Origin of the sequence: Acinetobacter sp. YH12249 (assembly GCF_013417475.1) — a bacterium.
Classification (GTDB): domain Bacteria; phylum Pseudomonadota; class Gammaproteobacteria; order Pseudomonadales; family Moraxellaceae; genus Acinetobacter.
In genome coordinates this window covers 65936-87803 of record NZ_VPDX01000001.1, presented here as the reverse complement: position 1 = coordinate 87803, position 21868 = coordinate 65936, and the positions used below count along the sequence as shown (strand labels likewise).

General features: G+C 43.5%; 22 protein-coding genes. 6 read left to right on the top strand and 16 right to left on the bottom strand.

Annotated elements, in window-relative coordinates:
* Positions 1–79: 79 nt before the first annotated feature.
* The 7 genes from lpxC to murG all read right to left on the bottom strand — a co-directional run bounded on the left by lpxC (position 80) and on the right by murG (position 8189).
* Positions 80–982, bottom strand: a complete 903-nt coding sequence (gene lpxC, locus FTV25_RS00445) for a UDP-3-O-acyl-N-acetylglucosamine deacetylase (RefSeq protein ID WP_034170289.1) — start codon at positions 980–982, stop codon at positions 80–82.
* A gap of 126 nt (positions 983–1108) precedes the next feature.
* Positions 1109–2296, bottom strand: coding sequence for a cell division protein FtsZ (ftsZ, locus tag FTV25_RS00440; protein WP_179991920.1), 1188 nt, complete (start codon positions 2294–2296; stop codon positions 1109–1111).
* Between the two features lie 159 nt (positions 2297–2455).
* A complete protein-coding gene (gene ftsA, locus FTV25_RS00435; RefSeq protein ID WP_159123790.1) occupies positions 2456–3718 on the bottom strand; it encodes a cell division protein FtsA in 1263 nt (420 codons plus the stop codon).
* 71 nt (positions 3719–3789) lie between these two features.
* On the bottom strand, positions 3790–4644 hold the full coding sequence (locus FTV25_RS00430) for a cell division protein FtsQ/DivIB (RefSeq protein WP_180002592.1): 855 nt from the start codon (positions 4642–4644) through the stop codon (positions 3790–3792).
* A gap of 3 nt (positions 4645–4647) precedes the next feature.
* Entirely contained in the window at positions 4648–5577 is a 930-nt protein-coding gene (locus FTV25_RS00425; protein WP_180002591.1) for a D-alanine--D-alanine ligase, read from the bottom strand.
* 53 nt (positions 5578–5630) lie between these two features.
* Positions 5631–7079 carry a UDP-N-acetylmuramate--L-alanine ligase gene (gene murC, locus FTV25_RS00420; protein ID WP_005232692.1) on the bottom strand — a complete coding sequence of 483 codons (1449 nt, stop codon included), beginning with the start codon at positions 7077–7079 and terminating at the stop codon, positions 5631–5633.
* Positions 7080–7091: 12 nt separating this feature from the next.
* Positions 7092–8189 (bottom strand): undecaprenyldiphospho-muramoylpentapeptide beta-N-acetylglucosaminyltransferase, encoded by a 1098-nt coding sequence (gene murG / locus FTV25_RS00415; protein ID WP_159123787.1) that lies wholly within the window; start codon positions 8187–8189, stop codon positions 7092–7094.
* A 408-nt stretch (positions 8190–8597) separates the two neighbouring features.
* On the opposite strand from murG, the gene FTV25_RS00410 reads away from it, so the two are divergent.
* Complete coding sequence (locus FTV25_RS00410; protein WP_180002590.1) at positions 8598–9800, top strand: CynX/NimT family MFS transporter; 1203 nt, start codon at positions 8598–8600, stop codon at positions 9798–9800.
* A gap of 39 nt (positions 9801–9839) precedes the next feature.
* Here the strand turns inward: FTV25_RS00410 and gshB are convergent, their stop codons facing one another.
* Entirely contained in the window at positions 9840–10787 is a 948-nt protein-coding gene (gene gshB, locus FTV25_RS00405) for a glutathione synthase (RefSeq protein ID WP_180002589.1), read from the bottom strand.
* A 130-nt stretch (positions 10788–10917) separates the two neighbouring features.
* Here gshB and FTV25_RS00400 point away from each other — a divergent pair, with 130 nt between their 5' ends.
* Positions 10918–11112 carry a DUF3565 domain-containing protein gene (locus FTV25_RS00400; protein WP_004781474.1) on the top strand — a complete coding sequence of 65 codons (195 nt, stop codon included), beginning with the start codon at positions 10918–10920 and terminating at the stop codon, positions 11110–11112.
* Between the two features lie 141 nt (positions 11113–11253).
* On the opposite strand, the gene FTV25_RS00395 is transcribed toward FTV25_RS00400, so the two are convergent.
* Both FTV25_RS00395 and pyrE read right to left on the bottom strand, forming a co-directional pair.
* Complete coding sequence (locus FTV25_RS00395) at positions 11254–11565, bottom strand: hypothetical protein (RefSeq protein WP_180002588.1); 312 nt, start codon at positions 11563–11565, stop codon at positions 11254–11256.
* A gap of 427 nt (positions 11566–11992) precedes the next feature.
* Positions 11993–12643 (bottom strand): orotate phosphoribosyltransferase, encoded by a 651-nt coding sequence (pyrE, locus tag FTV25_RS00390; RefSeq protein ID WP_180002587.1) that lies wholly within the window; start codon positions 12641–12643, stop codon positions 11993–11995.
* A gap of 41 nt (positions 12644–12684) precedes the next feature.
* Here pyrE and FTV25_RS00385 point away from each other — a divergent pair, with 41 nt between their 5' ends.
* Both FTV25_RS00385 and FTV25_RS00380 read left to right on the top strand, forming a co-directional pair.
* Positions 12685–13503: an exodeoxyribonuclease III gene (locus FTV25_RS00385; RefSeq protein WP_159124217.1), complete on the top strand. Its 819-nt coding sequence runs from the start codon at positions 12685–12687 to the stop codon at positions 13501–13503.
* Positions 13504–13972: 469 nt separating this feature from the next.
* A complete protein-coding gene (locus FTV25_RS00380; RefSeq protein WP_180002586.1) occupies positions 13973–14323 on the top strand; it encodes a Spx/MgsR family RNA polymerase-binding regulatory protein in 351 nt (116 codons plus the stop codon).
* Between the two features lie 86 nt (positions 14324–14409).
* On the opposite strand, the gene FTV25_RS00375 is transcribed toward FTV25_RS00380, so the two are convergent.
* Positions 14410–14847, bottom strand: coding sequence for a DUF2147 domain-containing protein (locus FTV25_RS00375; protein WP_004781465.1), 438 nt, complete (start codon positions 14845–14847; stop codon positions 14410–14412).
* 155 nt (positions 14848–15002) lie between these two features.
* Here FTV25_RS00375 and FTV25_RS00370 point away from each other — a divergent pair, with 155 nt between their 5' ends.
* Positions 15003–15914, top strand: a complete 912-nt coding sequence (locus tag FTV25_RS00370; protein WP_180002585.1) for an alpha/beta hydrolase — start codon at positions 15003–15005, stop codon at positions 15912–15914.
* Between the two features lie 72 nt (positions 15915–15986).
* On the opposite strand, the gene FTV25_RS00365 is transcribed toward FTV25_RS00370, so the two are convergent.
* Complete coding sequence (locus tag FTV25_RS00365) at positions 15987–16556, bottom strand: FMN-dependent NADH-azoreductase (protein WP_159124195.1); 570 nt, start codon at positions 16554–16556, stop codon at positions 15987–15989.
* Positions 16557–16820: 264 nt separating this feature from the next.
* Between FTV25_RS00365 and FTV25_RS00360 the strand changes: the two genes are divergently transcribed.
* Positions 16821–18011, top strand: coding sequence for a GGDEF domain-containing protein (locus tag FTV25_RS00360; RefSeq protein WP_180002584.1), 1191 nt, complete (start codon positions 16821–16823; stop codon positions 18009–18011).
* 58 nt (positions 18012–18069) lie between these two features.
* Here FTV25_RS00360 and dsbD read toward each other — a convergent pair whose 3' ends face one another.
* From dsbD to FTV25_RS00340, 4 genes are all read right to left on the bottom strand, one after another.
* Complete coding sequence (gene dsbD, locus FTV25_RS00355; protein WP_180002583.1) at positions 18070–19914, bottom strand: protein-disulfide reductase DsbD; 1845 nt, start codon at positions 19912–19914, stop codon at positions 18070–18072.
* 17 nt (positions 19915–19931) lie between these two features.
* Positions 19932–20699, bottom strand: coding sequence for a transporter (locus tag FTV25_RS00350; protein WP_166137494.1), 768 nt, complete (start codon positions 20697–20699; stop codon positions 19932–19934).
* Between the two features lie 24 nt (positions 20700–20723).
* A complete protein-coding gene (locus FTV25_RS00345) occupies positions 20724–21266 on the bottom strand; it encodes an ankyrin repeat domain-containing protein (protein ID WP_004781453.1) in 543 nt (180 codons plus the stop codon).
* A gap of 128 nt (positions 21267–21394) precedes the next feature.
* Positions 21395–21763, bottom strand: coding sequence for an HPF/RaiA family ribosome-associated protein (locus FTV25_RS00340; RefSeq protein WP_005232722.1), 369 nt, complete (start codon positions 21761–21763; stop codon positions 21395–21397).
* Positions 21764–21868: the final 105 nt, after the last annotated feature.

Below are 21868 nucleotides of genomic sequence, written 5' to 3'. Positions count from 1 at the left end.
AATTCCAATGTTGTTTTTATGTGACAGGTGTCACATTAGATGCAGCTAAGTTATAACACAAAGACACAAAGACAAGGACTTATGTCACAGTTACATAACTAATTGGACATTGAGTTACGTCATCAAATGTTACAATTTCATAGCTGCTTGGGTCACTTTTCACGTTACGCAATAGTTGATTATTCAAAGCATGCCCTGATTTGTAACCATCAAATTTGGCAATAATCTGGTGGCCTAGCAGGTATAAATCACCAACTGCATCTAGAATTTTGTGACGTACAAACTCATCCGAGAAACGCAAACCTTCTTCATTGACCACGCCGGTTTCATCTACACCGATCGCATTTTCCAAGCTTGCACCCAAAGCCAGATTATTGGCTTTCAAGTAGTCAAGGTCTTTCATAAAGCCGAATGTACGCGCTTCACTGACTTCATAAACAAAGGTTTCTGTAGAAAAATCGATGCTGGCAGATTGATGTTCTTTTTTGAAGGCAGGATGATCAAAATCAATAGTGAAATTTAACTGAAAGCCGTCATGTGGGCTAAAAATCGCCCGTTTATCATCGATCAGGGCTTCAACAGGTTTAATAATTTTAATAAATTTCTTTGGTGCATCTAGTTCTTGCAAGCCGCCCTGCATGAGCAGATAAATGAAAGGTCCGGCACTGCCATCCATAATGGGAACTTCTGAAGCTGACACTTCAATAATCAGGTTATCGATACCTAATCCTGCAATGGCGCTCATCACATGCTCAATCGTACCCACTTTGGCATTTGACTGAACCAGGTTCGAACACATGAAGGCTTCCTGGATCAATAAGGCATCTGCAGGAATATCGACAGGTGGATCCAGATCAATACGACGAAACACAATGCCCCCATCGGCGTGGTGTGGTACAAAGTTAATCATAACCTTCTGCCCACTATGAAGACCGATTCCGCTCGCTTTCACGATACGTTGCAGGGTACGTTGTTTCAACATGCTTTTTATCATCTGTTCACCAATAAAACCGCTATACGTTAGCATATTTGGCCATTGATAAAAAACAAAAGGTGGCTCTAAAGCCACCTTTTCTGTGCAATCATCGTAAACACATGCTGTTACATATTATTTGCGCTGTTGATTTTTAAGATAATCTTGGATGCTCATTGGCGTTGGACGCGGACTAGAAACTGAAGCGGCAGGATTAGCTGCTGCACCTGCTTCATTTTGCTGACGCTGAATTGCCGGTACATCATCATCTTCAACTACTGCCTGTGATGATGATGGACGTACTGCCTGTACATTCGCGCGTTTAGTTGGCTCAACCGAATCTGCAGCATGGCGAGTCAAACCAGTCGCAATCACCGTTACACTGATTTCATCACGAGCATCAGGGTCAAATACTGTGCCGTAGAAGACCTGACCTTCGTCCAGATCCACGATCTGGTTTACAACATCAGTAATTTCTTCGATTTCACCGAAGGTTACGTCATCACCACCCGTCACGTTAATCAGAATACCTTTGGCATTCATGATGGTGACGTTATCCAGTAATGGGCTGCGAATCGCCTGTTCTGCTGCCTGACGTGCACGGTTTTCACCACGACCCAAGCCTACACCCATCATAGCATAACCACGTGTACTCATTGCAGTTTTCAGATCGGCGAAGTCAAGGTTAATGTGACCAGGACGTACCACCAGGTCAAAGATACTACGTACCGCATTCAACAGTACATCATCCGCTTTTTTATATGCATCCTTCATTGAAATATCACGGAAGACTTTCAATAGACGCTGGTTTGGAATGATGATCAGAGAATCTACGTGCTGTTCTAACGCTTCAATCCCCTTCTCGGCAGATTGCAGACGGCGTTTACCTTCAAAGTTGAATGGTGTAGTTACGACACCAACAGTGAGGATACCCATTTCTTTAGCAATTTCAGCAACGACTGGCGCAGCACCAGTACCTGTACCACCACCCATACCGGCAGTAACGAATACCATATCGGTACCTTCAAGCTGCTGGCGGATCAGTTCACGGCTTTCTTCTGCTGCCGCTTGACCGACCTGTGGATTTGCTCCAGCACCCAGACCACGTGTACTTTGCTCACCCAGCTGAATTTTAAATTCGGCTTCCATGCGATCCAGTGCCTGTTTGTCTGTATTGGCACAGACGAACTTTACGCCCTGGATATCGGACTGCAACATATGCTGTACAGCATTACCACCCGCACCACCTACACCAAATACAGTGAAACGGGCTTGACCATTGCTATCGCTATGATCTTCTTCGAAAAATTCAAATGAGGCCATGACCTATAAAATTCCTAATTCATAATTGGCAGTCACTAAGCCCGTATACTGCCTTAATCTTGATAAAAATTGTTTTTAAGAATGCTGCTCAAGCAGGCACTTGTCAAGTACAAGCCCGATTAACTACAACTTCCCAACAATATTCACAATAAAAATCGCTTAAAAGATCGCTTTTAACGTTTCGTTAAAACCTGACCATGCCCGTTTAATGCGCTGTGTCACCGATAACTTGTCCCCGTCTTCGGTTTCAACGAGGGTTTCCTGGGTATCACTCTGGCTAAACATCAGCAAACCAGCCACTGTTGCGTACTGGGAACGACGTAAAGCCGCCTGGTGCTGTTCATCCGCATAGACCTGTACCGGCGGATTGCCCAGATGTGCAGATACACCCAAGGTACGGCGTACAAAGCTGACCATACCTTCAATCTGACTGGCATCACCAGTCAGCACCACACCATGATACAGTCCCTGCATCGCGCCATGGTTCACCAGTTCATCACGCACCAGACCCATGATTTCTTCATAACGCGCCATGATAATTTCAGTCAGTTCAATCCGGCTAATGGTTTGTGGTCCATCAATGCCCTGGAACTGAATCATATGCTCTGGTTTAACAACTTTCAGGTCAACACAGCCATAGAGCAATTTCAGACGTTCTGCTTCTTCTGTCGTGGTCTGTAAAACTGCTGCAATATCACGGGTCACATGTTCACCGCCACGCTGAATAGTATGGGTTAACGCCAAACGGCCATCCAAATAAACAGCAATATTGGTGGTTCCCGCACCGATATCTACCAGACACACGCCATATTCTTTTTCATCTTTCAGCAGGCTGGCTTCAGCAGTAGCCAGACAGGACACCACCATTTTCTCCACACCGATATTGGCCCCTTTTAAAGCGCGGTCAATATTCTGCATGGTGCTGATCGGTAACATCATCAAATGATAATGCCCGGTCATGCTATGTGCCGACATACGGATCGGGTTGAGTACCCACTCAGGTGCATCATCCAGCTCGAAGCCCAAAGGCACCGCACTCACCAGATAATGATCTGAGGTGACATGACTGGCTTTGGCCAGCTCAAGTGCCCGCACCACTTCACTGGTCGTAATTGAATGTTCACTATTATCAATGGTGGTACGACCCGAGGCATAAAAGCTTTTTAATTCAGCACTTGGGATCGAAATCCACGCAGAATGCACACGACATTCAGCCATATCTTCCGCTTCTTGTACGGCGTTTTTAATGGCGGTAATGACTTTATCGAGACTGACAATTTTTCCTTTATTCATGCCTCGGTTACGAGCGGTCGCCATCCCAATCACTTGGATATTGTCTGGCGCGTGTACCTTACCAATCAAAACTGAAACTTTGTGTGTCCCAATGTCAATCGCCACAACCGAGGGAACAGCTTCACTCATTATTAACTACTACCATTACGTGTTTGTTAGATTTATGGCTTTATAAGGCCTCTAGTTTTTAAAGCCGGTCATTATGGCTTTACTGTTACATTATTCTCAACGCCCGTGTCATTAATGGTTACAATAAATTGACCATTTACAATTTTAGGCGGAATTGAATTTTTCCATTGAATCGCCAATCCATTGCGATAACGCAGGTCGATCGCTGAAATTTTCGACCATACCGGTTTTAGTTCGCTATAGGACAGATGACTCAAACGTTGCAACTTGCTCATGGTTTGGTCTTTATCGACAATCACACGCAAACCTGAATCAAACTGCATAAACCAGGTCATTCGTTCAGTTAAATATAATTCTTTTAAACGAATACCTTGTGGTAAAAATAACTGATTGATTTCATTATAACGTCGCATCATGGTTTCTGCATGGCTCGCCGGCCCATGTAGTAACGGTAATGCCTGATAATTCTTGGGTGTGACTTCCGTAAAAATCACACCACTGTCACTTAGTAAACGCCCTGTTCCCCAACGTGCAATGGCATGATGCGGCATTACCCGGACATGAATTTTGTCTGGCCAGGCACGAGATACCACGACACGATCCACCCAAGACAATTCCAGTGCACGGTCACGAATCGATTCCAGGTCCGAAGTAAAATAGTTTTCAGTCACAATCGGTGAAACGTACTGCATGACCTGGCGCTCTTCAGCTGCTGAACGCGTTCCTGCCACTTTCAGCTCTGCTACCTGAGCATCAGTCATCACCTTGTACAGGCCAAAAATCCCAAAAGCCAGCACCACCAGCGCGACACACAACAAGGCCCAACCACCCAGGTTGGTTAGTTTCTCTTTGCGTGTCGGCGGCTTGTCGTGAATTGAGGTAATCGCAGCACGTTTACGGCGCATGGTTGCTGGGAGTTGAGCCATAACTTAGTGTGCCGCACCGTTTAATGTTTGTTCCAGAATCGCTACACAGAGCGCATCAAAACTATAGCCGACGGCTGCTGCCGCTTTTGGTACCAGAGAGTGACTGGTCATCCCCGGAACTGTATTCACTTCCAGCAACCAGAAATTACCCTGTTCATCCTGCATTGCATCAATACGGCCCCAGCCACTTGCACCCACTGCCTGGAAGGCACGTAGAGCCAAAGCTTGCAATTCTTTCTCTTCAGACTCGCTCAAGCCACATGGAATGCCATATTCCACATCATTACGCTGATATTTAGCTTCATAGTCATAGAAAGCCACATCTTCTGGCGGTTGCAGACGAATGACAGGTAGGGCCTGACCATTCAGAATTACAATGGTAAATTCACGGCCTGTGATCCATTTCTCTGCCATAACCACGGCATCATGTTCAGTGGCTTTGGCAATCGCATCAGCAAAGTCTTCTACTTTTTCAACTTTACTCATGCCAATACTCGAACCTTCGTGTACAGGCTTAATGATCAGCGGCAAATCTAGAGTAGATACAATTTCTTGCGCATTCGAGTTCTTGGTCACGATACGATATGGCGCAGTAGGTAATTCTGAACCCTGCCAAACCTGTTTGGTTTTGACTTTATCCATACCAATGGCAGAACCCTGTACGCCTGTACCGGTATATGGAATATTCAACCATTCCAGCGCACCCTGAATCTGACCGTCTTCACCGCCACGACCATGCAATACCACAAACGCACGATCATAATTTACCAACTCGGTAACACTACGCTCTTGTGGATCAAACGCTTCTGCATTGACCCCAGAACGCATTAATGCCTCAAGTACGGCGGTTCCACTATCTAGCGAAACCTCACGCTCTGCAGATTTACCACCCAGCAATACGGCAACTTTTCCGAATTTTGAAGCATTTGACACGTTTATATCCTTAAACTTTTTGAATCTGTTCAATCAGTCATAACATGACTATTTTACTTTACATATAAATGATTTTGAGCAAGTTCGATTGAGATTGCTCCAACATTACCTGCGCCTTGGGTTAATAACAAGTCATTTGCTTGCAATACCTTTTTCATCACCTGGCTCAGGTTCCCCTCAACCGGATCAATCAGGATTGGTTCAACTTCCCCACGTAAACGGATACTACGTGCCAATGCGCGGCTATCCGCACCTACAATTGGCTTTTCCCCTGCCGGATACACTTCAAGTAAGAGCAGCTGATCAACTTGTGAAAGCACTTCTACGAAGTCATCAAAACAGTCACGGGTACGGCTGAAACGGTGCGGCTGGAACATCATCACCAGACGGCGATCTGGATGGCTGGCACGAGCCGCTTTAATAGTGGCTTCTACTTCTTTTGGATGGTGACCATAGTCATCGACCAGTTTCACATCGCCGCCTTCAAGTTCGAATTGACCTTGTACTTGGAAGCGACGACCTACACCACTGAAGCCTTCCAGTGCACGGCAAATAGCTGCATCGGATACGCCTTCATCCGTTGCAATCCCAATTGCAGCCAAGGCATTGAGTACATTGTGCAGACCCGGCTGATTCACAGTCACGCGTAGCGGCTCACGATCTTTACGTAATACGGTAAAGTGGCTGCGCATACCTTCCTGTACGACATCGACGGCACGAATGTCATTATCTTCATTAAAACCATAAGTCAGTAATGGACGACCAATACGTGGCATGATTTCACGGATATTGGCATCGTCACCACACACAACCGCTAAACCATAGAATGGCAGTTTTTGCAGAAACTGGATAAAGGTATCTTTTAAAACATCGAAGCTACCGCCATAAGTATCCATATGGTCAGCATCGATATTGGTCACCACGGCAGCCATTGGTTCTAGATACAGGAATGAGGCATCTGATTCATCGGCTTCTGCCACGATATAACGACTTGCACCCAAAGCGGCATTCACACCGGTACGGTTTAGCAAACCGCCGATCACATAAGTTGGATCCAGATTTTCTTCTGCCAGCATACAGGTGATCAGGCTGGTGGTTGTGGTTTTACCGTGAGTGCCTGCAACCGCGATCCCGTGACGGTAACGCATCAGCTCACCCAGCATTTCTGCACGGCGGACTACCGGTGTACGGGTTTCAAGAGCCGCCTTGATTTCCGGGTTTTCCTTATCAATCGCGGTAGATACCACGATGACATTGGCACCCTTAATATTGCTGGCTGCATGGCCGATATAGACCTTGATACCATTTTCTTCTAATTGAGCCGTAGTTTTAGAGGCCTTGATGTCTGAACCAGAAACTTTATACCCCTGGTTTTTCAGTACTTCCGCGATCCCGCACATCCCTGCACCACCAATCCCTACAAAATGGATATGCTTGATCCGGCGCATTTCCGGGACTTTAATTAATTTCTTTGCTTGGTCTGCTGGGGTTACTGGAGACATAATTTACTCGGATTACAATTCTTGAATTAAACGGACCACATGCTGGGTCGCATCGGGTTGAGCCTGACGGCGTGCTTTGATCGCCATTTCCATCAATACCTGACGGTCAAGCATCGGCTCTAATAAGGTTTTTAAACTGTCTGGCGTCAAAGTAGCCTGCGGGCAGATTTTGGCTGCCTGCTGATTGGCCAGGAATTTGGCATTCGCAGTTTGGTGATCATCAACCGCACTTGGTAGCGGTACAAAAATCGCAGCTACACCAGCAGTTGCAATTTCAGTAACTGTCAGTGCACCGGCACGGCAAATGACCAGATCGGCGTCGCTATAAGCTTGGGCCATATCTTCAATAAACGGCTGAACTTCAACCTGCAAGGAGGCGGGTTTGTCTGCATAACGTGCGCGCGTTGCTTCAGCATGATTTTGACCACACTGATGATAGACATTTAACGGCACATTCAACTGTTTCAAGGCTTCCGGCACACGTTCATTTAAGGCTTGTGCCCCAAGTGAACCACCAACAATCAGAATTCGTAGCGGCTGGCCAGCTTTTTCCCGCTCCTGATAACGCCAGGACGGATTTAAAATTTCTGTAATTTCTTTACGTACCGGATTACCGGTGGTTACTACTTTATCTTGTGCCGGGAAAGTATCAGGAAAAGCCTGACATACCGTTTTAGCGACCCGTGACAACTGGGTATTGGTAAAACCCGCGACTGCATTTTGCTCGTGAATAATTACAGGAATACCTAGGATCCGCGCTGCCAGACCACCCGGTCCTGCCACATAACCGCCAAAGCCTGCAACAGCTTCGACTTTGAGCTGTTTCATATGCTTCATAGCACTAAGAGTGGCTTTTAAAATTTTAAACGGGGCCAAGACTTTACGCACAAAACCATTGCCACGCACACCTTGAATATCGATTTGATAAATTGGAATATTATGGTTTTTTAATAATCGGTTTTCCATGCCCGCTGGTGTTGCCAACCAGGACACTTCAATTCCTTGTTGTTGTAGATCTTTTGCAACGGCTAACGCTGGAAACACATGTCCACCCGTACCTGCGGCCATCATCATGACATGTTTAGGCTGTTTTTGCTGAGCGTCGGTCACGGTCTAATTCTTCAATTAAAAAATGAAACAGGAGGTCTAATTTAAGCCATCAATTGTAATCACAAACGCTTGCCCTTGAAAGTTTATTTACCTTATTTCAACAAGCGTTTCATTGTTTTTTTCATACTAATTTGAAGTTTAAACTAGTTTTATTATAAGGTCTGCATTTTTCCTTAGACTTAAGTGAAATATAAGCATAATTTTTAAATATTTTTCATTTAATCTTTTTATAGTCATTTCCTAAATCTATACATTTTTCACTAATTACTGCTATTTTTCCATTTAATTCATCCTATTAACTTATGCCTAAATCATATAAATCTGAATAAAATTTTATGTTATCCCTATATCTATATAAATTTTTTTAAATTGATCCGCCTATTCCTTAACTGGACTCAAGCATTATAGATGTCAAAAATATCAATTCGTGATCTATGGATTATTTTAGCCGGTTATCTGGCGGCCATGCATGTCGGCAAACTGTCTGCTATTATTCCTATTCTGCAACAGGATTTAGGCTTAAGTTTTACGCAAGCCGGGTTTTCCCTATCTTTAGTACAAGGGGCCGGGATGCTATTCGCCCTTTGTATTGGTGCTTTTTCGGAAAAAGTGGGTTTAAAGCGCTGCATGATTTTGGCGTTAATCATTTTAGGACTGAGCAGTATCGCTGGCCTTTGGATTCAGCATGCCACAGCCTTATATTTCTTCCGCTTTACCGAAGGGATTGGATTTTTAACTATTTCCTTGTGCGCGCCTGCAATTTTAAAACGGATCAGTCGGCCTGAAACACTGAATTTTAAAATGGGACTCTGGAGTTCCTATATGGGTGTCGGTGTCAGTCTTGCTGTTTTTAGTATTCCTGTTTTACTCGAATACCTGAACTGGCAGAATATTTGGGCTATTCTCGGCAGTCTATGCTTGATTATTGCAGGCATCATTAAACGATACCTGCGAATAGATTCAATGGCATTTGCATCTAACACAATTCCTCAACCAGTACCGTCAAATACTTCATTCTGGCAGATTGTCAAAGTTACCCTTACCCATCCACCCATTCTGTGTTTAGCTATTATTTTTGCCTGTTATACCAGTCAGTGGATTACCGTGACCGGGTTCCTGCCCAGCATGTATGTCGAACATGGTATTGATTTAAAAGTTGCAGGCGTTCTGGTTTCAATCGTGGTACTTGCCAATCTGGGCGGCACTTTTGGTGCAGGTATGTTGTTACAACGTGGCTGGAAACCCAAGACGCTATTCAGTACCGGATTTACAGCCATGCTGTGCAGCAGCTTTCTGGCTTTTGCAGCCAGTTCATGGCTCATGTTCGACTTACAGTTTATAAGTGCTGTACTGTTTTCACTGATTGGTGGAATTATCCCGACCACTGTTTTTGCCATTACTTTGCAGCATGCCCCGCGTGCCAATGCCGCAGCAGCCAGTGTGGGTCTGGTTTTACAGCTTTCAGCCTGTGCTCAATTTTTTGTGCCGCCTTTGAGCGCAGCACTGGTTTCGACTACACAGAATTGGGCTTATATCGCGGCAGTTACCGCCAGCCTCTCTATATTAGGAATCTTAATGACCCTGCTTTTATTCAAGCATTATGGCCAATAAAAAGAGCCTCAGACGAGGCTCTTTTTTATTATTGAAAGCTTAGGCTTGACCCAGACCGGCTTCCAGTACATCAAACAGGTCATCTGCAATGGAGGTACCAAACTGAGTATCAATTTCACGGATACAGGTTGGACTGGTGACGTTAATTTCAGTGACATAATTGCCAATCACATCCAGACCGACAAATACCAAACCTTTTTCTCTGAGATAAGGCCCCACTTGCGCTGCAATGGCTCTATCATTCTCAGTTAATGGACGTGCTTGACCTAAACCACCTGCTGCCAGATTGCCACGCACTTCACCATTTTGCGGAATACGGGCCAGACAATACGGTACTGGTTCGCCATTGATCATCAGGATACGCTTATCCCCTTCTACAATTTCAGGAATATAACGCTGTGCCATAATCGGCTGGTTACCATTGTTGGTCAGAATCTCAATGGTTGAGCCAATATTGATACCATCCTGATAGAGACGGAAAATTCCGGTGCCGCCCATACCATCCAATGGTTTTACAATCACATCAACATGCTCTTTTAAAAATTCACGGAGCAGGCTTTGTTGCGACGTTACCAAAGTCGGAACTTGCAGGTGCGGGAACTGAGTAGCAAACAGCTTTTCATTGCAGTCACGCAGGCTTTGCGGTTTGTTGATAATCCATGCTCCTTCACGTTCTGCCTGTTCCAGAATATAAGTGGTATAGACAAAGTTCATGTCGAATGGCGGATCTTTACGCATCAGCACCACATCATAAGCCGCAATCGATTCTTTTTTCTTTTCACCCAGTTCGTAGTAATGGTTATAGTCTTCAAATACCTGCAAAGGCGAGATCAGACCAAAGGCCTTACCTTGGTCGATATATAAATCTTGCTGTAATGCATAACCCAGTTCATGTCCACGGCGTGCAGCTGCCCATAACATGGCCATGGTTGAATCTTTTTTCAGGTTTACATTTTCGATGGGATCCATCACAACAAGTACGCGCATGTCTCTGTGCTCTTTCTTAAAAATACATTAGCAAGGAGTATAGCCTGTGCAGTTTCTTTTGTTTATGGTGATTTTGCATGACTAATTTTGTATAAATGCTTAAATACTTTAATCAACAAGAGCATTTATCATGCAGCAGGCAATTGTCGGCTTTCATCTGGATGAAGAAAATCATTGGGTCGCTGAACTGGCCTGTGGTCATGGTCAGCATGTGCGGCATGATCCACCTTGGCAAAACCGTCCTTGGGTCATGACCGAACAAGGCCGTAAAGAAAAACTGGGCGTCTTATTGGACTGCAAAAAATGTGAAATACACGAGGATTAATATCTTCTAAATCAAATCAGTATATATACTCACCCTGAGTATTTTATCTCGTTTAGAAAATTGATTAAAACCTGAATAAAAATAATAATACCTTGCTTATAAATGCATTATCTTTCAACTAAATACATCTAATTTTATGATTTAACGATTATTTTTCGAAATCATGGTTCCCAGCATAATAATAAAGGTACTGACCCCGCCAATCAGTAAGCTCATCAGAGCAATTTCCAAAGTGATCTTATGATGCCAGCTCTGATCAGGAATCCAGGGCAAATTCAGATTTTCCCCAAAGATAAAGTTAATAGTACATATAATCAGAAAGCCAATCGTTGTCGAGATCAGTAAAGTCACCACCAGGTTTTTCCACATCTTGCAGCCCACCAGCATGACAATAATGGCTAAACCTACCACCGTTATAATCGATATAAATAAAACACTGTTCCAGTAATCCATTCCTAGTACTCTTATTTTAAATCAATTAAAATTATGAAATTCTTATAATTAATTACGTAATGTTTATTTTAATATAGGCAGATTACAATTTGTAAACAATGACCATAACTACCTTATTCATTTTATTTGTAAAGGGACTTTATGGGGGGGGTAATTCATTCTTTAATGAGTTTCTTTTAAAAATATTGTTCTTTTTAGATAAAATAATTTTGATCAAGATTTATATATTGAGAAGAATATTTAGATAGAATTTAATTTTGAAGAAGATAATATAATTTATCGAATTCAAGGTTTATTTAGATCAAAATTTCTATCTTATTATTTATATTTCTTTTAAATACAGTCGCCTGAACAGAACTTCTCTTCCCATAAAAAGTAAAGCCCTAGATTACTAGGGCTTATACATCTTCATGTGGTGAATTGGATTTTAGATTCCGTATTTCACACGATAAGCTTCCATTTTCGCCAATGCTTCGCTATCGCCTTTTGCATCTAGGTAATTCATTAAATCTTTCATAGTAATCAGTGCATGTACTGGAATTTCCAGCTCTTTTTGTACTTCCTGAATAGCAGATAATTCACCTTGGCCTTTTTCCTGACGGTCAAGAGCAACCAGTACACCAGCAATTTGCGCACCGGCACTTTTCAGGATAGTGACCACTTCACGAATCGCAGTACCGGCTGTAATCACATCATCAATGATCCAGACTTTTTTCCCTTCCACTGAAGCACCGACCAGCACACCACCTTCACCGTGATCTTTGGCTTCTTTACGGTTAAAGCCCCATGGCACGCTGACGCCATGATTTTGCGATAGTGCCACTGCTGTAGCTGCTACAAAAGGAATGCCTTTGTATGCTGGTCCAAAAATCACTTCAACATTGTCACATTCAGTTAATTTTGCAGCATAGCCAGAAGCCAGTAGTGACAAGGCTTCACCATCATTGAGCAAGCCAGCATTAAAAAAATAAGGACTCACACGTCCTGATTTTAAAGTAAACTCACCAAATTTAAGCACACCACGTGATAATGCGAGTTCGATAAAAGCTTGCGGGTTAAACTGAGCTGGCGTTGACATGAGGTGCTCCTAAATCCATTAATTAAGGGTAAGACTTGCGCATGATACCAAAGAGTAGCTATCCAGGTGATCAAAAAATTCTTCGTGTCGTTTCAATTAATGTCAACGGTTTACGTTCCTCTGTCAGCAAGGGCTTGCTAGAGTGGATCGAACAGTCTGATGCCGATGTGATCTGCATGCAGGAAAGCCGGATTACCCATGCGCAGTGGACTGATAAATTTAAGCCTGAAGGCTGGTATACCCACCTGTTCCCTGCCGAGCGTCCAGGTTACGCGGGTACAGCGATTTACAGCCGTCTGCCTTTCGTTTCGATTACCGATGGTTTGGGTTTTGAACTGGCCGATTCTCAAGGTCGCTTTATCTCGGCAGAATTTGACTTGGGTCTGGAAAAAACAGCGCATATCTGTTCGCTGTATTTACCTTCAGGTTCTTCGGGCGATGAAGCGCAGGCACGTAAAGATCACTTTCTGGAAGAGTATAAAAAGATCCTGAAACAATGGCGCGATGAAGACAAATCCATCATTGTCTGTGGTGATTACAATATCGTGCATAAACGTATCGATATTAAAAACTGGTCTGGTAACCAGAAAGCATCGGGCTGCTTGCCGCATGAACGTGCATGGTTGGATCATATCTATGATGAACTGGGTTATGTCGATACGTTCCGCGAAGTCCGTAAAGAAGCCGAGCTATATTCCTGGTGGTCGAATCGTGGTCAAGCCCGCGCCAAGAACGTGGGCTGGCGGATTGACTATCAGGCCTGCTCACCGGACTGGAAAGACCGTACTGTAAATGCCTGGGTCTATAAAGATGAATGGTTTAGTGACCATGCACCCGTGATTATTGACTATAAAATCTAAAACTGACCGAAAGATTGAGTGAACATTCGTTCACTCAATTAAGGTTTATTACCTACACTACATGACGTATTTTCAGGTTTATCTTCAGACCCTAACAGCGCATGATACTCACACGGCACAGGGATATGTCAGGATGACACTATAAGGACAGGACGCCGTAGGAAGAAAATAAAACAAACTATCAGATTTAGCTTGTTTTTCATGGATGTGACAACGGACGTTGTATTGAGACCCGCATAATCAGGATGATTAGATGCGGGTTTTCTCATTTCAGTACCTTCATTTTTTTCTTATTCTTAAACTTTACCATTTACTTTTTAATACCCATTCTGCTCTTAAACGATGTCAATCGAATGACATGTCTTTTAAATATTGCTTAAAAACAAGCTTCTTGGAAGCACATAGGCGATCGGCATAAATTCAGCTAAGCTAAGCCATCAATAAATAAACTGTTTGGGATACAGCGAGCATGCTCAAGATTTATGGCATTAAAAACTGCAATTCGATGAAAAAAGCTTTTGATTTACTTGATGAACTGGGATTGGCTTACGAATTTCATGATTATAAAAAACAGGGAATTGACGCGGATACTGTTAAAACCTGGCTAGATGCTTTAGGCCACGATGTGGTACTGAACAAGAAAGGTACTACCTGGCGTAAACTCACTGCAGAAGAACAGGAAAATGCGCTTGCCAGTGAAGATAATCTGATTACCGCCTTAACTACTCATACCAGCCTGATCAAACGTCCGGTATTACAGACTGCAACTGGTTTTATCGCTGGTTTTGACGAAGCCGCTTATCAAAAGCTAAAAGACTAATCATCCCAGATGAGCTGGAAGAATAAAAAAAGCCTGACTTCTGTCAGGCTTTTTTATGGTAGTTTTTAGAGAACGGTCATGATCTATTATTTGGCACGAATCCAGGTTTGGTTACGACCTAAAGCAGACACGCCGATATAACCGCGCAGCTCAAGCTTCTTGCCACCATCTGTCAGGTTGCCTTTCAGCTTATAAGTTTTACCAGATTTTGGATCTAGGATCGAACCACTGTCATAGCTGGTTCCGCCTGTATTTTTCAGGCCTTTCACAATCGTTAAACCTTTCAGCGATTTATTGTGATACGGACCTTCACATTTTGTACAAGCATTTTCTTCACCCGGTGTTAATACCGATTGGATGCTTGCAGATAATGTCCCATTTTTTTGCTCAGTAAATTTTACTATAGCCTTTGGTTGTTTGGTTTCGTCGTCAATCGTTTTCCAAACGGTACCATTTAAAGGATCTGCAGCATTGGCCAGCGCAGATAAGCCGAGTAGTCCTAACATTAGCGTAATTTTTTTCATTTTTCTTCATTTCCCTAGTCTGAGATAGACCGATGTAGTATTAAAAAGTCACAACATTTTTGCAATTTTTACCTGTGACTATTTAGTGTAACCTTGTAAATATTGTTGGTAAATAATCTACATAATCAATAAAAGCAGAAAAAGATGGAAAGAAGATGAAGATGAGCCCCGTGACGAAACAATTAATTACAGAAAGTCTTTTAAAAGCGACCATCCGCGCGCCTAGTCGGTTCAATCTTCCTCCAAGCTCCTTACGGGTCGCACTGGAGCAGATGTGCAAGATTTTTCCGCAAGATAAGTCCGTACAAATCCGTTCGCTCCGGCTGGCAGGTGTACATGCCGAGGAAATCAAACCACAGCAGGAATCCAGCCAGCTGATTTTCCATATTCATGGTGGTGCTTTTTATCTCGGTTCCTTAAATACCCATCGTGCCTTTATGACCCAGATTGCCGCTCGCACCCAGATGCAGGTACTGCATATTGATTATCCTCTGGCTCCTGAATCTGCTTATCCTGAACCTTTGGAAGCTGTGTTTGATGTCTATAACCTGTTATTAGATCAGGGCATTCAGGCTAAGGACATTGTTCTGTCCGGAGATTCGTGTGGCGCTAATCTGGCGTTGGCGTTGGCACTCAAATTACAGCAGGAAGGCCTGCCACAGGTGAGTGGACTGATTCTACTTTCCCCTTTCCTTGATCTGACCCTGACCAGTGAATCACTACGCTATAATCAGAAACATGATGCCCTACTGTCGATTGAAACCCTGAAAACCGGGATTCAGTATTATGTACCGAGTACAATGGATCGTGGCGATCCGGAAATTTCCCCATTTTTTGCCGATCTCAGTGGTTTGCCACCGATGCATATACAGGTGGGATCTAAAGAAATTCTGCTGGATGATGCCACACGCTTCAAGGAAAAAGCGGAACAGGCTGGTGTCGAGGTTGAATTCAAGATATATACCGGGATGTGGCATAATTTTCAGATGTTTAGTGCCTGGTTTGAAGAGGCCCGACAAGCGCTAGCGGATCTTTCAGAATTTGCTCATCGTCTGGATCAAGACTAGAAATTTAAAAGAAGCCATAAAAAAGGTCAGCGATTGCTGACCTTTTTTTGTTCATTCATTTTCTATCGAATTTTAGATCTGGCTTACCTGCGCCATCGCAGTTTCAATTGCCTGCTGTTTCGCTACATCACCCATATTGACGCCTTCAGCGCGAATTACGTGCACATCAGTTACGCCAGTAAAGTTAAATACAGTTTTCAGGAAAGCTTCCTGGAAATCGACTGGGCTTTGTTCGCCATAAACACCACCGCGGCTACTGGCAATATAGACTTTCTTTTCACCTGCCAGACCCACTGGGCCATTTTCTGTATATTTAAAAGTACGCCCTGCCACACTAATGCGGTCAATCCAGGCTTTTAAGGTAGAAGGTAGACCGAAGTTATACATAGCGGCCCCAACCACCACGATATCCGCCTGTAAGTACTGCTGTAAAATCTGTTCTCCTAAAGCCGCCTGCTCAAGATTTTGACCCATCAAAATTTCGGCAGTTAAATGTGGAATCGGCTGTGCAGCCAAGTCCAGATATTCAAGCTCAACAGCCTCACCATGTTTCTGTTGAAGCTGTCCCACAATAGCTTGAGTCAACTGACGGGAAATAGAGGCATCACCTAAAATACTGGAATCAATCTGTAAAATTTTCATTGCTTAATCTGGTCCGTTCATTGTTCGGGAATGGACATAGCTTAATAAACTTTAAATAATGAAATAATGGGTTTAAATAAAACACTTCATTGCGTATTTAGAACAATAAATTTCCAGCTTAATTTTTCTCCTTTTTTTTAATTTTTGATAAATATTACTGATTATCAATGAATTAATTTTATGTTATATTTCTGTAAATAATTAAAGCAATATTTTTCCATCTTTTAAAAACTTAGCAATAACAATAAAGGTCAGACCTGTTGTATGAAGCGAATGTCAGCAGTATTACAAAAATTCCAGAATCATCGACTCAAGAAATATCTGATCGAAGATGAAGTAGTGATGAACTGGGGGATTTTGAAAAAGTGTATCCTGATGCTGGCACTTGGCTGTGGCATACATATCAGCTGGCTAAGCTGGGACCTGTTTGTCCTGTCACATCCGCAATACTGGCAGCATGTCCATATTGATGTCGTTCGTTCAGAGATTCACATGAATGGCCTATTTTTACTGGCGCTGGTTCTTCTGATTTATCCCTGTTATAAATTTCAGGGCAATGCACTGATAGAACGATATTTTCCCTATCTGGCAGTGGGCATCTTTGTGGTGTCCCTGTGTCGGGATGCATATATCGTAGGCGTGATTAGCCCGGTAGCCACAATTGCCTATGTTTGCCTGATGACGGTAGGTCTAGTCCTGTTTCACCGGAGACTGGTCTATAGCATGCTGATTCCGGCCTCACTGTTTCTGGTAACTTGTGCCTATCTAAGCTTTAACCAACAACTGCCTTATTCACCACTTTTTAATATTCAGGACCAGTTTTTCCATAATAGCTTCTGGCTGTTATCAATGCTGTATTTTATCCTGCCGATTCTTGCTGTCTGCATGATTTTATTTGAGATTTTACTCAGTCAATGGCGCTATCGCGAACAGCTAATTAACCATCTCAGCCAGATTGATCCTCTGACCAATCTGTTTAATCGCCGTAGCATTAATCAATGTCTGGATCAGTTAAATAGTACTGCGACTTTTAACTATGCCCTGGTGCTGCTGGATCTGGATCATTTCAAAAAGATCAATGATTACTATGGACATCACAAGGGCGATGAAACACTGGTACAAGTTAGTGCGGTACTGAACCAGCAATTGCGTGAAAGTGATGTCGTCGGACGGTTCGGCGGTGAGGAATTTATTCTGGTTTTGAATAATTCCAGCCTGGAAAAAGCTCAGCAGGTTGCAGAGCGTTGCCGAAGCGCGATCCAGCAGCTACAGATTTTTAGTGATGAAGGACAATTGATCCCAGTGACGGCCAGCTTTGGCATTGCTATTTCAAAACCAGAATTACGCCCGCAACAACTTTTAAGCCAAGCCGATCAGGCCCTTTATCAGGCCAAAGCCGGTGGACGGAATCAGGTGAAATCTTATCTGGAACCTCTAAAAGTTCAACCAGCCTAATCTTTTCACCAGCTTTATTCACTTTAAAGCGTGTACCAGAAAAGCCTTAAAGTGAATGCTAGAGCTGCTCTAAACGCTGTAGCTGTGCCAATAACTCTGCTTCACTAAATGCACCTGTCAAACGTAAGCTGCGAAGCTCCTGCTGCTTAGTATCGAGAAATAAATAAGTCGGTGGTCCCAGAATTTCCCATCGGTTAAGCAAAGCCTGATGCGTAGCATCATACTGACTAAGATCAAGCTTGATCAGAAAATAAGGAGCTAAGGCCTGCTGGACAGCAGCTGCCTTTAATACTTTATGTTCAATCGGCTGACAGGCCACACACCAATCAGCATAGACATCAATAATGACCTTCTGCCCTTTCGGTACTGTAGCCAGTAACTGTTCAAATTCAGTGGCTGTTTTTGCTATATGCCAACTCGCCTGTTGTTGGGCAGTTTCAACAAAAAAACGCTGACTATGCTGATACTGACTATATGTAATATAAGGCACAGCGATAGCCAAACAGATGATATAAAGCCAGCGCAGTCCGGTATTTTTCCAGAATAATCGTGCCAGAACATAAACAACAAAGCTTAAGCCCAGCCCTAGCGACAGCCACTGCAATGCCGCTTCTGAAATCAGCGGACGAATAAAATACAAGGCCAAAGCTAGCATAATGAAAGCAAAGAGCACTTTCACCTGATTCATCCAGTGCCCGGCTCGAGGTAGAATACGTGCCCCCATAATACTGGCCAGCAGCAACGGGGTGCCCATACCGAAACCCAACGTAAACAACAGCACTGCGCCTTGCCACTGGTTCTGAGTCTGGGAAATAAATAATAAAGCACCGGCTAATGGTGCCGTCATACAAGGCCCAACCAGCAAGGCAGAAACAGATCCCATGATCGCAGCGCTAACCAGAGTTCCCCCTTGCTGCATCGCCTGAACCCGGTCCAGACGTTGCGTCAGACGCTGTGGCATTTTAATTTCAAACAGGCCAAACAAGTTGAGGGCAAATACCACAAATAATGCACTAAATGCCATCAGGGTGGCAGGTTGCTGTAACCAGCGCTGAAAGTTGAGTCCGGCTGAAGACGCGATCAAGCCTAATACCGCATAGACTGCGGCCATACTGCTTACAAAGCTTAGGGCAATCATCCAGGCCTTGATGCCTTTGCTATCACGAACAATTAATGAAGTCAGAATTGGCAGCATCGGCAAAGAGCATGGCGTAAATGCCAGCAAAATGCCCAAGCCGAAAAATAACAGCAATCCATAAGCCAGCGAACTTTCAGCCAGACGTGTAGACCATTGCTGGTCTTGTGCCGAGTCGCTGTTGGATCGTGTAGAAATGACTTCAACGATTTTACTGTCTGTATTTCCTGATTCTAGATCATCAGCAGAATTTTCCAGAATTCGGTTGTGCTGTGAGGAGGAGCTACTTAGATCCAGTAACCGTTTATTACCCGAGCCAGTAGATTCATATTGCACCAGACCAGATAGGTCAGTCTTGAATTTAATGGTTTGGGGTGGGTAACAAAGCCGGTCTTTGGCACAGCCTTGCCAGCTAACCTGATAAGTTTGACCCGCCTGTGTCGGAATCTGAACTTTTAATTGCTGATAATAAACCTGGGTATGACCATAGTTTTCATCATATAGATCTTCAGCGGGTGGTAATTGCAAGGTCATCGGCTGACTTCCCTGCTTTAGCTCTACCTTATGCTGATAAAGATAATAGTTTTGCGGAATTTCCCAGCTAAGTTCAGCCTGTTGCTGAGTGACTGAACTGATACTCAGAGGAAAAGCCTGCTCAGGCGAAAGCAAAGGCGCTTCTGCCTGAGCAATATTACTAAGCAACACTGTGCCCAATAAGACTGGAGAAAAAACTTTTCTCCCGATCTTAAACTGTAGTGCTTTGGTCATATCGGAATAAGAGCAGCTTAGAATAGGAATGATACGCCCAAGCCTGAGAAGTAACCTTTATTCTGACCTTCCAGATCTACCCCAACACTGGCATCAAGTTGTACCTGATCATTCAATGCATACATGACGCCAGTCCCTAGTGCATATTCATTATTCTGACTTTCGGCTTTACGATAAATCAGTTCCGAATAACCTGACCAGCGCTCAGTAATCTGATAGCCTAAAGCTGGAATCGCAGTAATTGCCCAGTTGCTATCCTGCCATTCATAACGCATGGTCAGTGCAGTATTCACCAAATCATTATATTGATAAGCAACTGCTGAGCTCAGGCTATAAATATCTTCTTCATTACTAAAATTAGCATTACCTGTGGCAATAATAGCTTCAGCCATCAGCGCCATACTGAGTTTTTCATCATCCAGATCAATGGCTTTTTTCAGGCCAATACTGACATCGCCTAAACCATCATCCTCTTCAGTCTGACCATTGAACTTGGTTTGTGACCAGGCCGGACCAGCCCAGCCTAAACGTAATTCCAGATCATCAGTCAAACCGGTACGCAACAAGACGTCGGCATTTAAAGTGGTTTGTTTCAGCTTGCTTCCATCCACAGTCGCTTCGCTATAAGAGAAACTCGGTAAACCCTGTTCCCAAGCTAACTGACCCACTGGTACGGTACTGGTACCCAAACCTTCACCTGGTCGGTCAAATTCAACTGCAGCACAAAGCTGTGCACTGACACCCGTCAGTGCCATCAAACCCAATATTCTTAAAGTTGTCTTCATCTTGTTGGAGCTCTTTCTTAAAATTTAATGTAATTCCTTGGTCATTTTTGCGCCATGACTACGCAATAATTCTAGGGTTTGTTTTTCTTCTTCCAGTGCTTCTGCCCAGTTAATTTCATCAAAATCACAATCAAAGAATAAATCACTAATCGATGACAGAATGGTTAATCCTTCTTCATCCTTGCTGTTCGGATTGACTTTTTCTTCTAATAGGCGCTGCACTGCAGGTACACAGGCTGCACTGGCCGCATCCCAAAGCGGGCCATAAACTTCTTCAGCATCCCAAAGATGCAAATTGACTTTAGCCTGGATCAGCGCTTCCAGAATCTGTAAATGTACATCCAGACGTTGCTGTTTTTCTTCAGCAGTTAAGGGACTGCCCGCTTCATAAGCTTCACACACTTCTTCCCACCATTTGAACAGGCCATCTGACCAGATGGAAATAACTGGGCCTTTTTCCAGATCAATAAAATTCGGGTTAAGTCCATCTGCCAAAAGCTGTTTGACCTGACCCAGATTGAGTTCTTCGAGTGCTTGCACAAAAAGCTGTTGTTGCGCAGTTAACATGATGGAGCTCACTTTAAATTCGTTTTTCACTATTATGCCGAATAAAGCGGGATTTGTTTTGTTCTCATTCGTTTATTTTATCTAAAATTGAAAAAAGCCCCGTAGGGCCTTTTTCATCTGCGAATTATTTATTGTTCTAGATCTGTACCTGTATCTTCTTCCGCAAGTTTTAGCGGAGTGCTACGTACGTTATCTTTTTTCTCAATCACATGTTCCAGACTGCGTTTTAAACGGTCAATGGCACCATGAATGGCAGTATCAACATTATGACCATGATGGTTCACAACAATTGGCTTCAAGCCGGCAGGACGTGCTTCGATCATGCAGCGAATATCGTCATCGCCTCCTTTGGCGGCATTTTCATCGCTAAGATGCACTGAGAAATGGGTAATACGCTCACTGTGGCGCTGGAATTCCTGATTTAATTCGGTACGAACGTAAGTAATTAGACGATCACTATTGCGAATGTTTTTATCGGTACGGAGTTCAATGTTCATAAAATACCATCCTCAAATCATTTTAACTTTTTAGTGCAGAATTTTTATCTTGGCACGTGTATAGCTTGCTGTTTTATATTGCATTTCACATCTTCAAATCGCTTT

Excerpts from the sequence above, each read along its gene's own strand:
- lpxC (WP_034170289.1), bottom strand. The coding sequence starts at position 982 with ATGTTGAAACAACGTACCCTGCAACGTATCGTGAAAGCGAGCGGAATC.
- ftsZ (WP_179991920.1), bottom strand. The coding sequence starts at position 2,296 with ATGGCCTCATTTGAATTTTTCGAAGAAGATCATAGCGATAGCAATGGT.
- ftsA (WP_159123790.1), bottom strand. The coding sequence starts at position 3,718 with ATGAGTGAAGCTGTTCCCTCGGTTGTGGCGATTGACATTGGGACACAC.
- FTV25_RS00430 (WP_180002592.1), bottom strand. The coding sequence starts at position 4,644 with ATGGCTCAACTCCCAGCAACCATGCGCCGTAAACGTGCTGCGATTACC.
- murC (WP_005232692.1), bottom strand. The coding sequence starts at position 7,079 with ATGTCTCCAGTAACCCCAGCAGACCAAGCAAAGAAATTAATTAAAGTC.
- FTV25_RS00410 (WP_180002590.1), top strand. The coding sequence starts at position 8,598 with ATGTCAAAAATATCAATTCGTGATCTATGGATTATTTTAGCCGGTTAT.
- gshB (WP_180002589.1), bottom strand. The coding sequence starts at position 10,787 with ATGCGCGTACTTGTTGTGATGGATCCCATCGAAAATGTAAACCTGAAA.
- FTV25_RS00400 (WP_004781474.1), top strand. The coding sequence starts at position 10,918 with ATGCAGCAGGCAATTGTCGGCTTTCATCTGGATGAAGAAAATCATTGG.
- FTV25_RS00395 (WP_180002588.1), bottom strand. The coding sequence starts at position 11,565 with ATGGATTACTGGAACAGTGTTTTATTTATATCGATTATAACGGTGGTA.
- pyrE (WP_180002587.1), bottom strand. The coding sequence starts at position 12,643 with ATGTCAACGCCAGCTCAGTTTAACCCGCAAGCTTTTATCGAACTCGCA.
- FTV25_RS00385 (WP_159124217.1), top strand. The coding sequence starts at position 12,685 with ATGATACCAAAGAGTAGCTATCCAGGTGATCAAAAAATTCTTCGTGTC.
- FTV25_RS00380 (WP_180002586.1), top strand. The coding sequence starts at position 13,973 with ATGCTCAAGATTTATGGCATTAAAAACTGCAATTCGATGAAAAAAGCT.
- FTV25_RS00375 (WP_004781465.1), bottom strand. The coding sequence starts at position 14,847 with ATGAAAAAAATTACGCTAATGTTAGGACTACTCGGCTTATCTGCGCTG.
- FTV25_RS00370 (WP_180002585.1), top strand. The coding sequence starts at position 15,003 with ATGAAGATGAGCCCCGTGACGAAACAATTAATTACAGAAAGTCTTTTA.
- FTV25_RS00365 (WP_159124195.1), bottom strand. The coding sequence starts at position 16,556 with ATGAAAATTTTACAGATTGATTCCAGTATTTTAGGTGATGCCTCTATT.
- FTV25_RS00360 (WP_180002584.1), top strand. The coding sequence starts at position 16,821 with ATGAAGCGAATGTCAGCAGTATTACAAAAATTCCAGAATCATCGACTC.
- dsbD (WP_180002583.1), bottom strand. The coding sequence starts at position 19,914 with ATGACCAAAGCACTACAGTTTAAGATCGGGAGAAAAGTTTTTTCTCCA.
- FTV25_RS00350 (WP_166137494.1), bottom strand. The coding sequence starts at position 20,699 with ATGAAGACAACTTTAAGAATATTGGGTTTGATGGCACTGACGGGTGTC.
- FTV25_RS00345 (WP_004781453.1), bottom strand. The coding sequence starts at position 21,266 with ATGTTAACTGCGCAACAACAGCTTTTTGTGCAAGCACTCGAAGAACTC.
- FTV25_RS00340 (WP_005232722.1), bottom strand. The coding sequence starts at position 21,763 with ATGAACATTGAACTCCGTACCGATAAAAACATTCGCAATAGTGATCGT.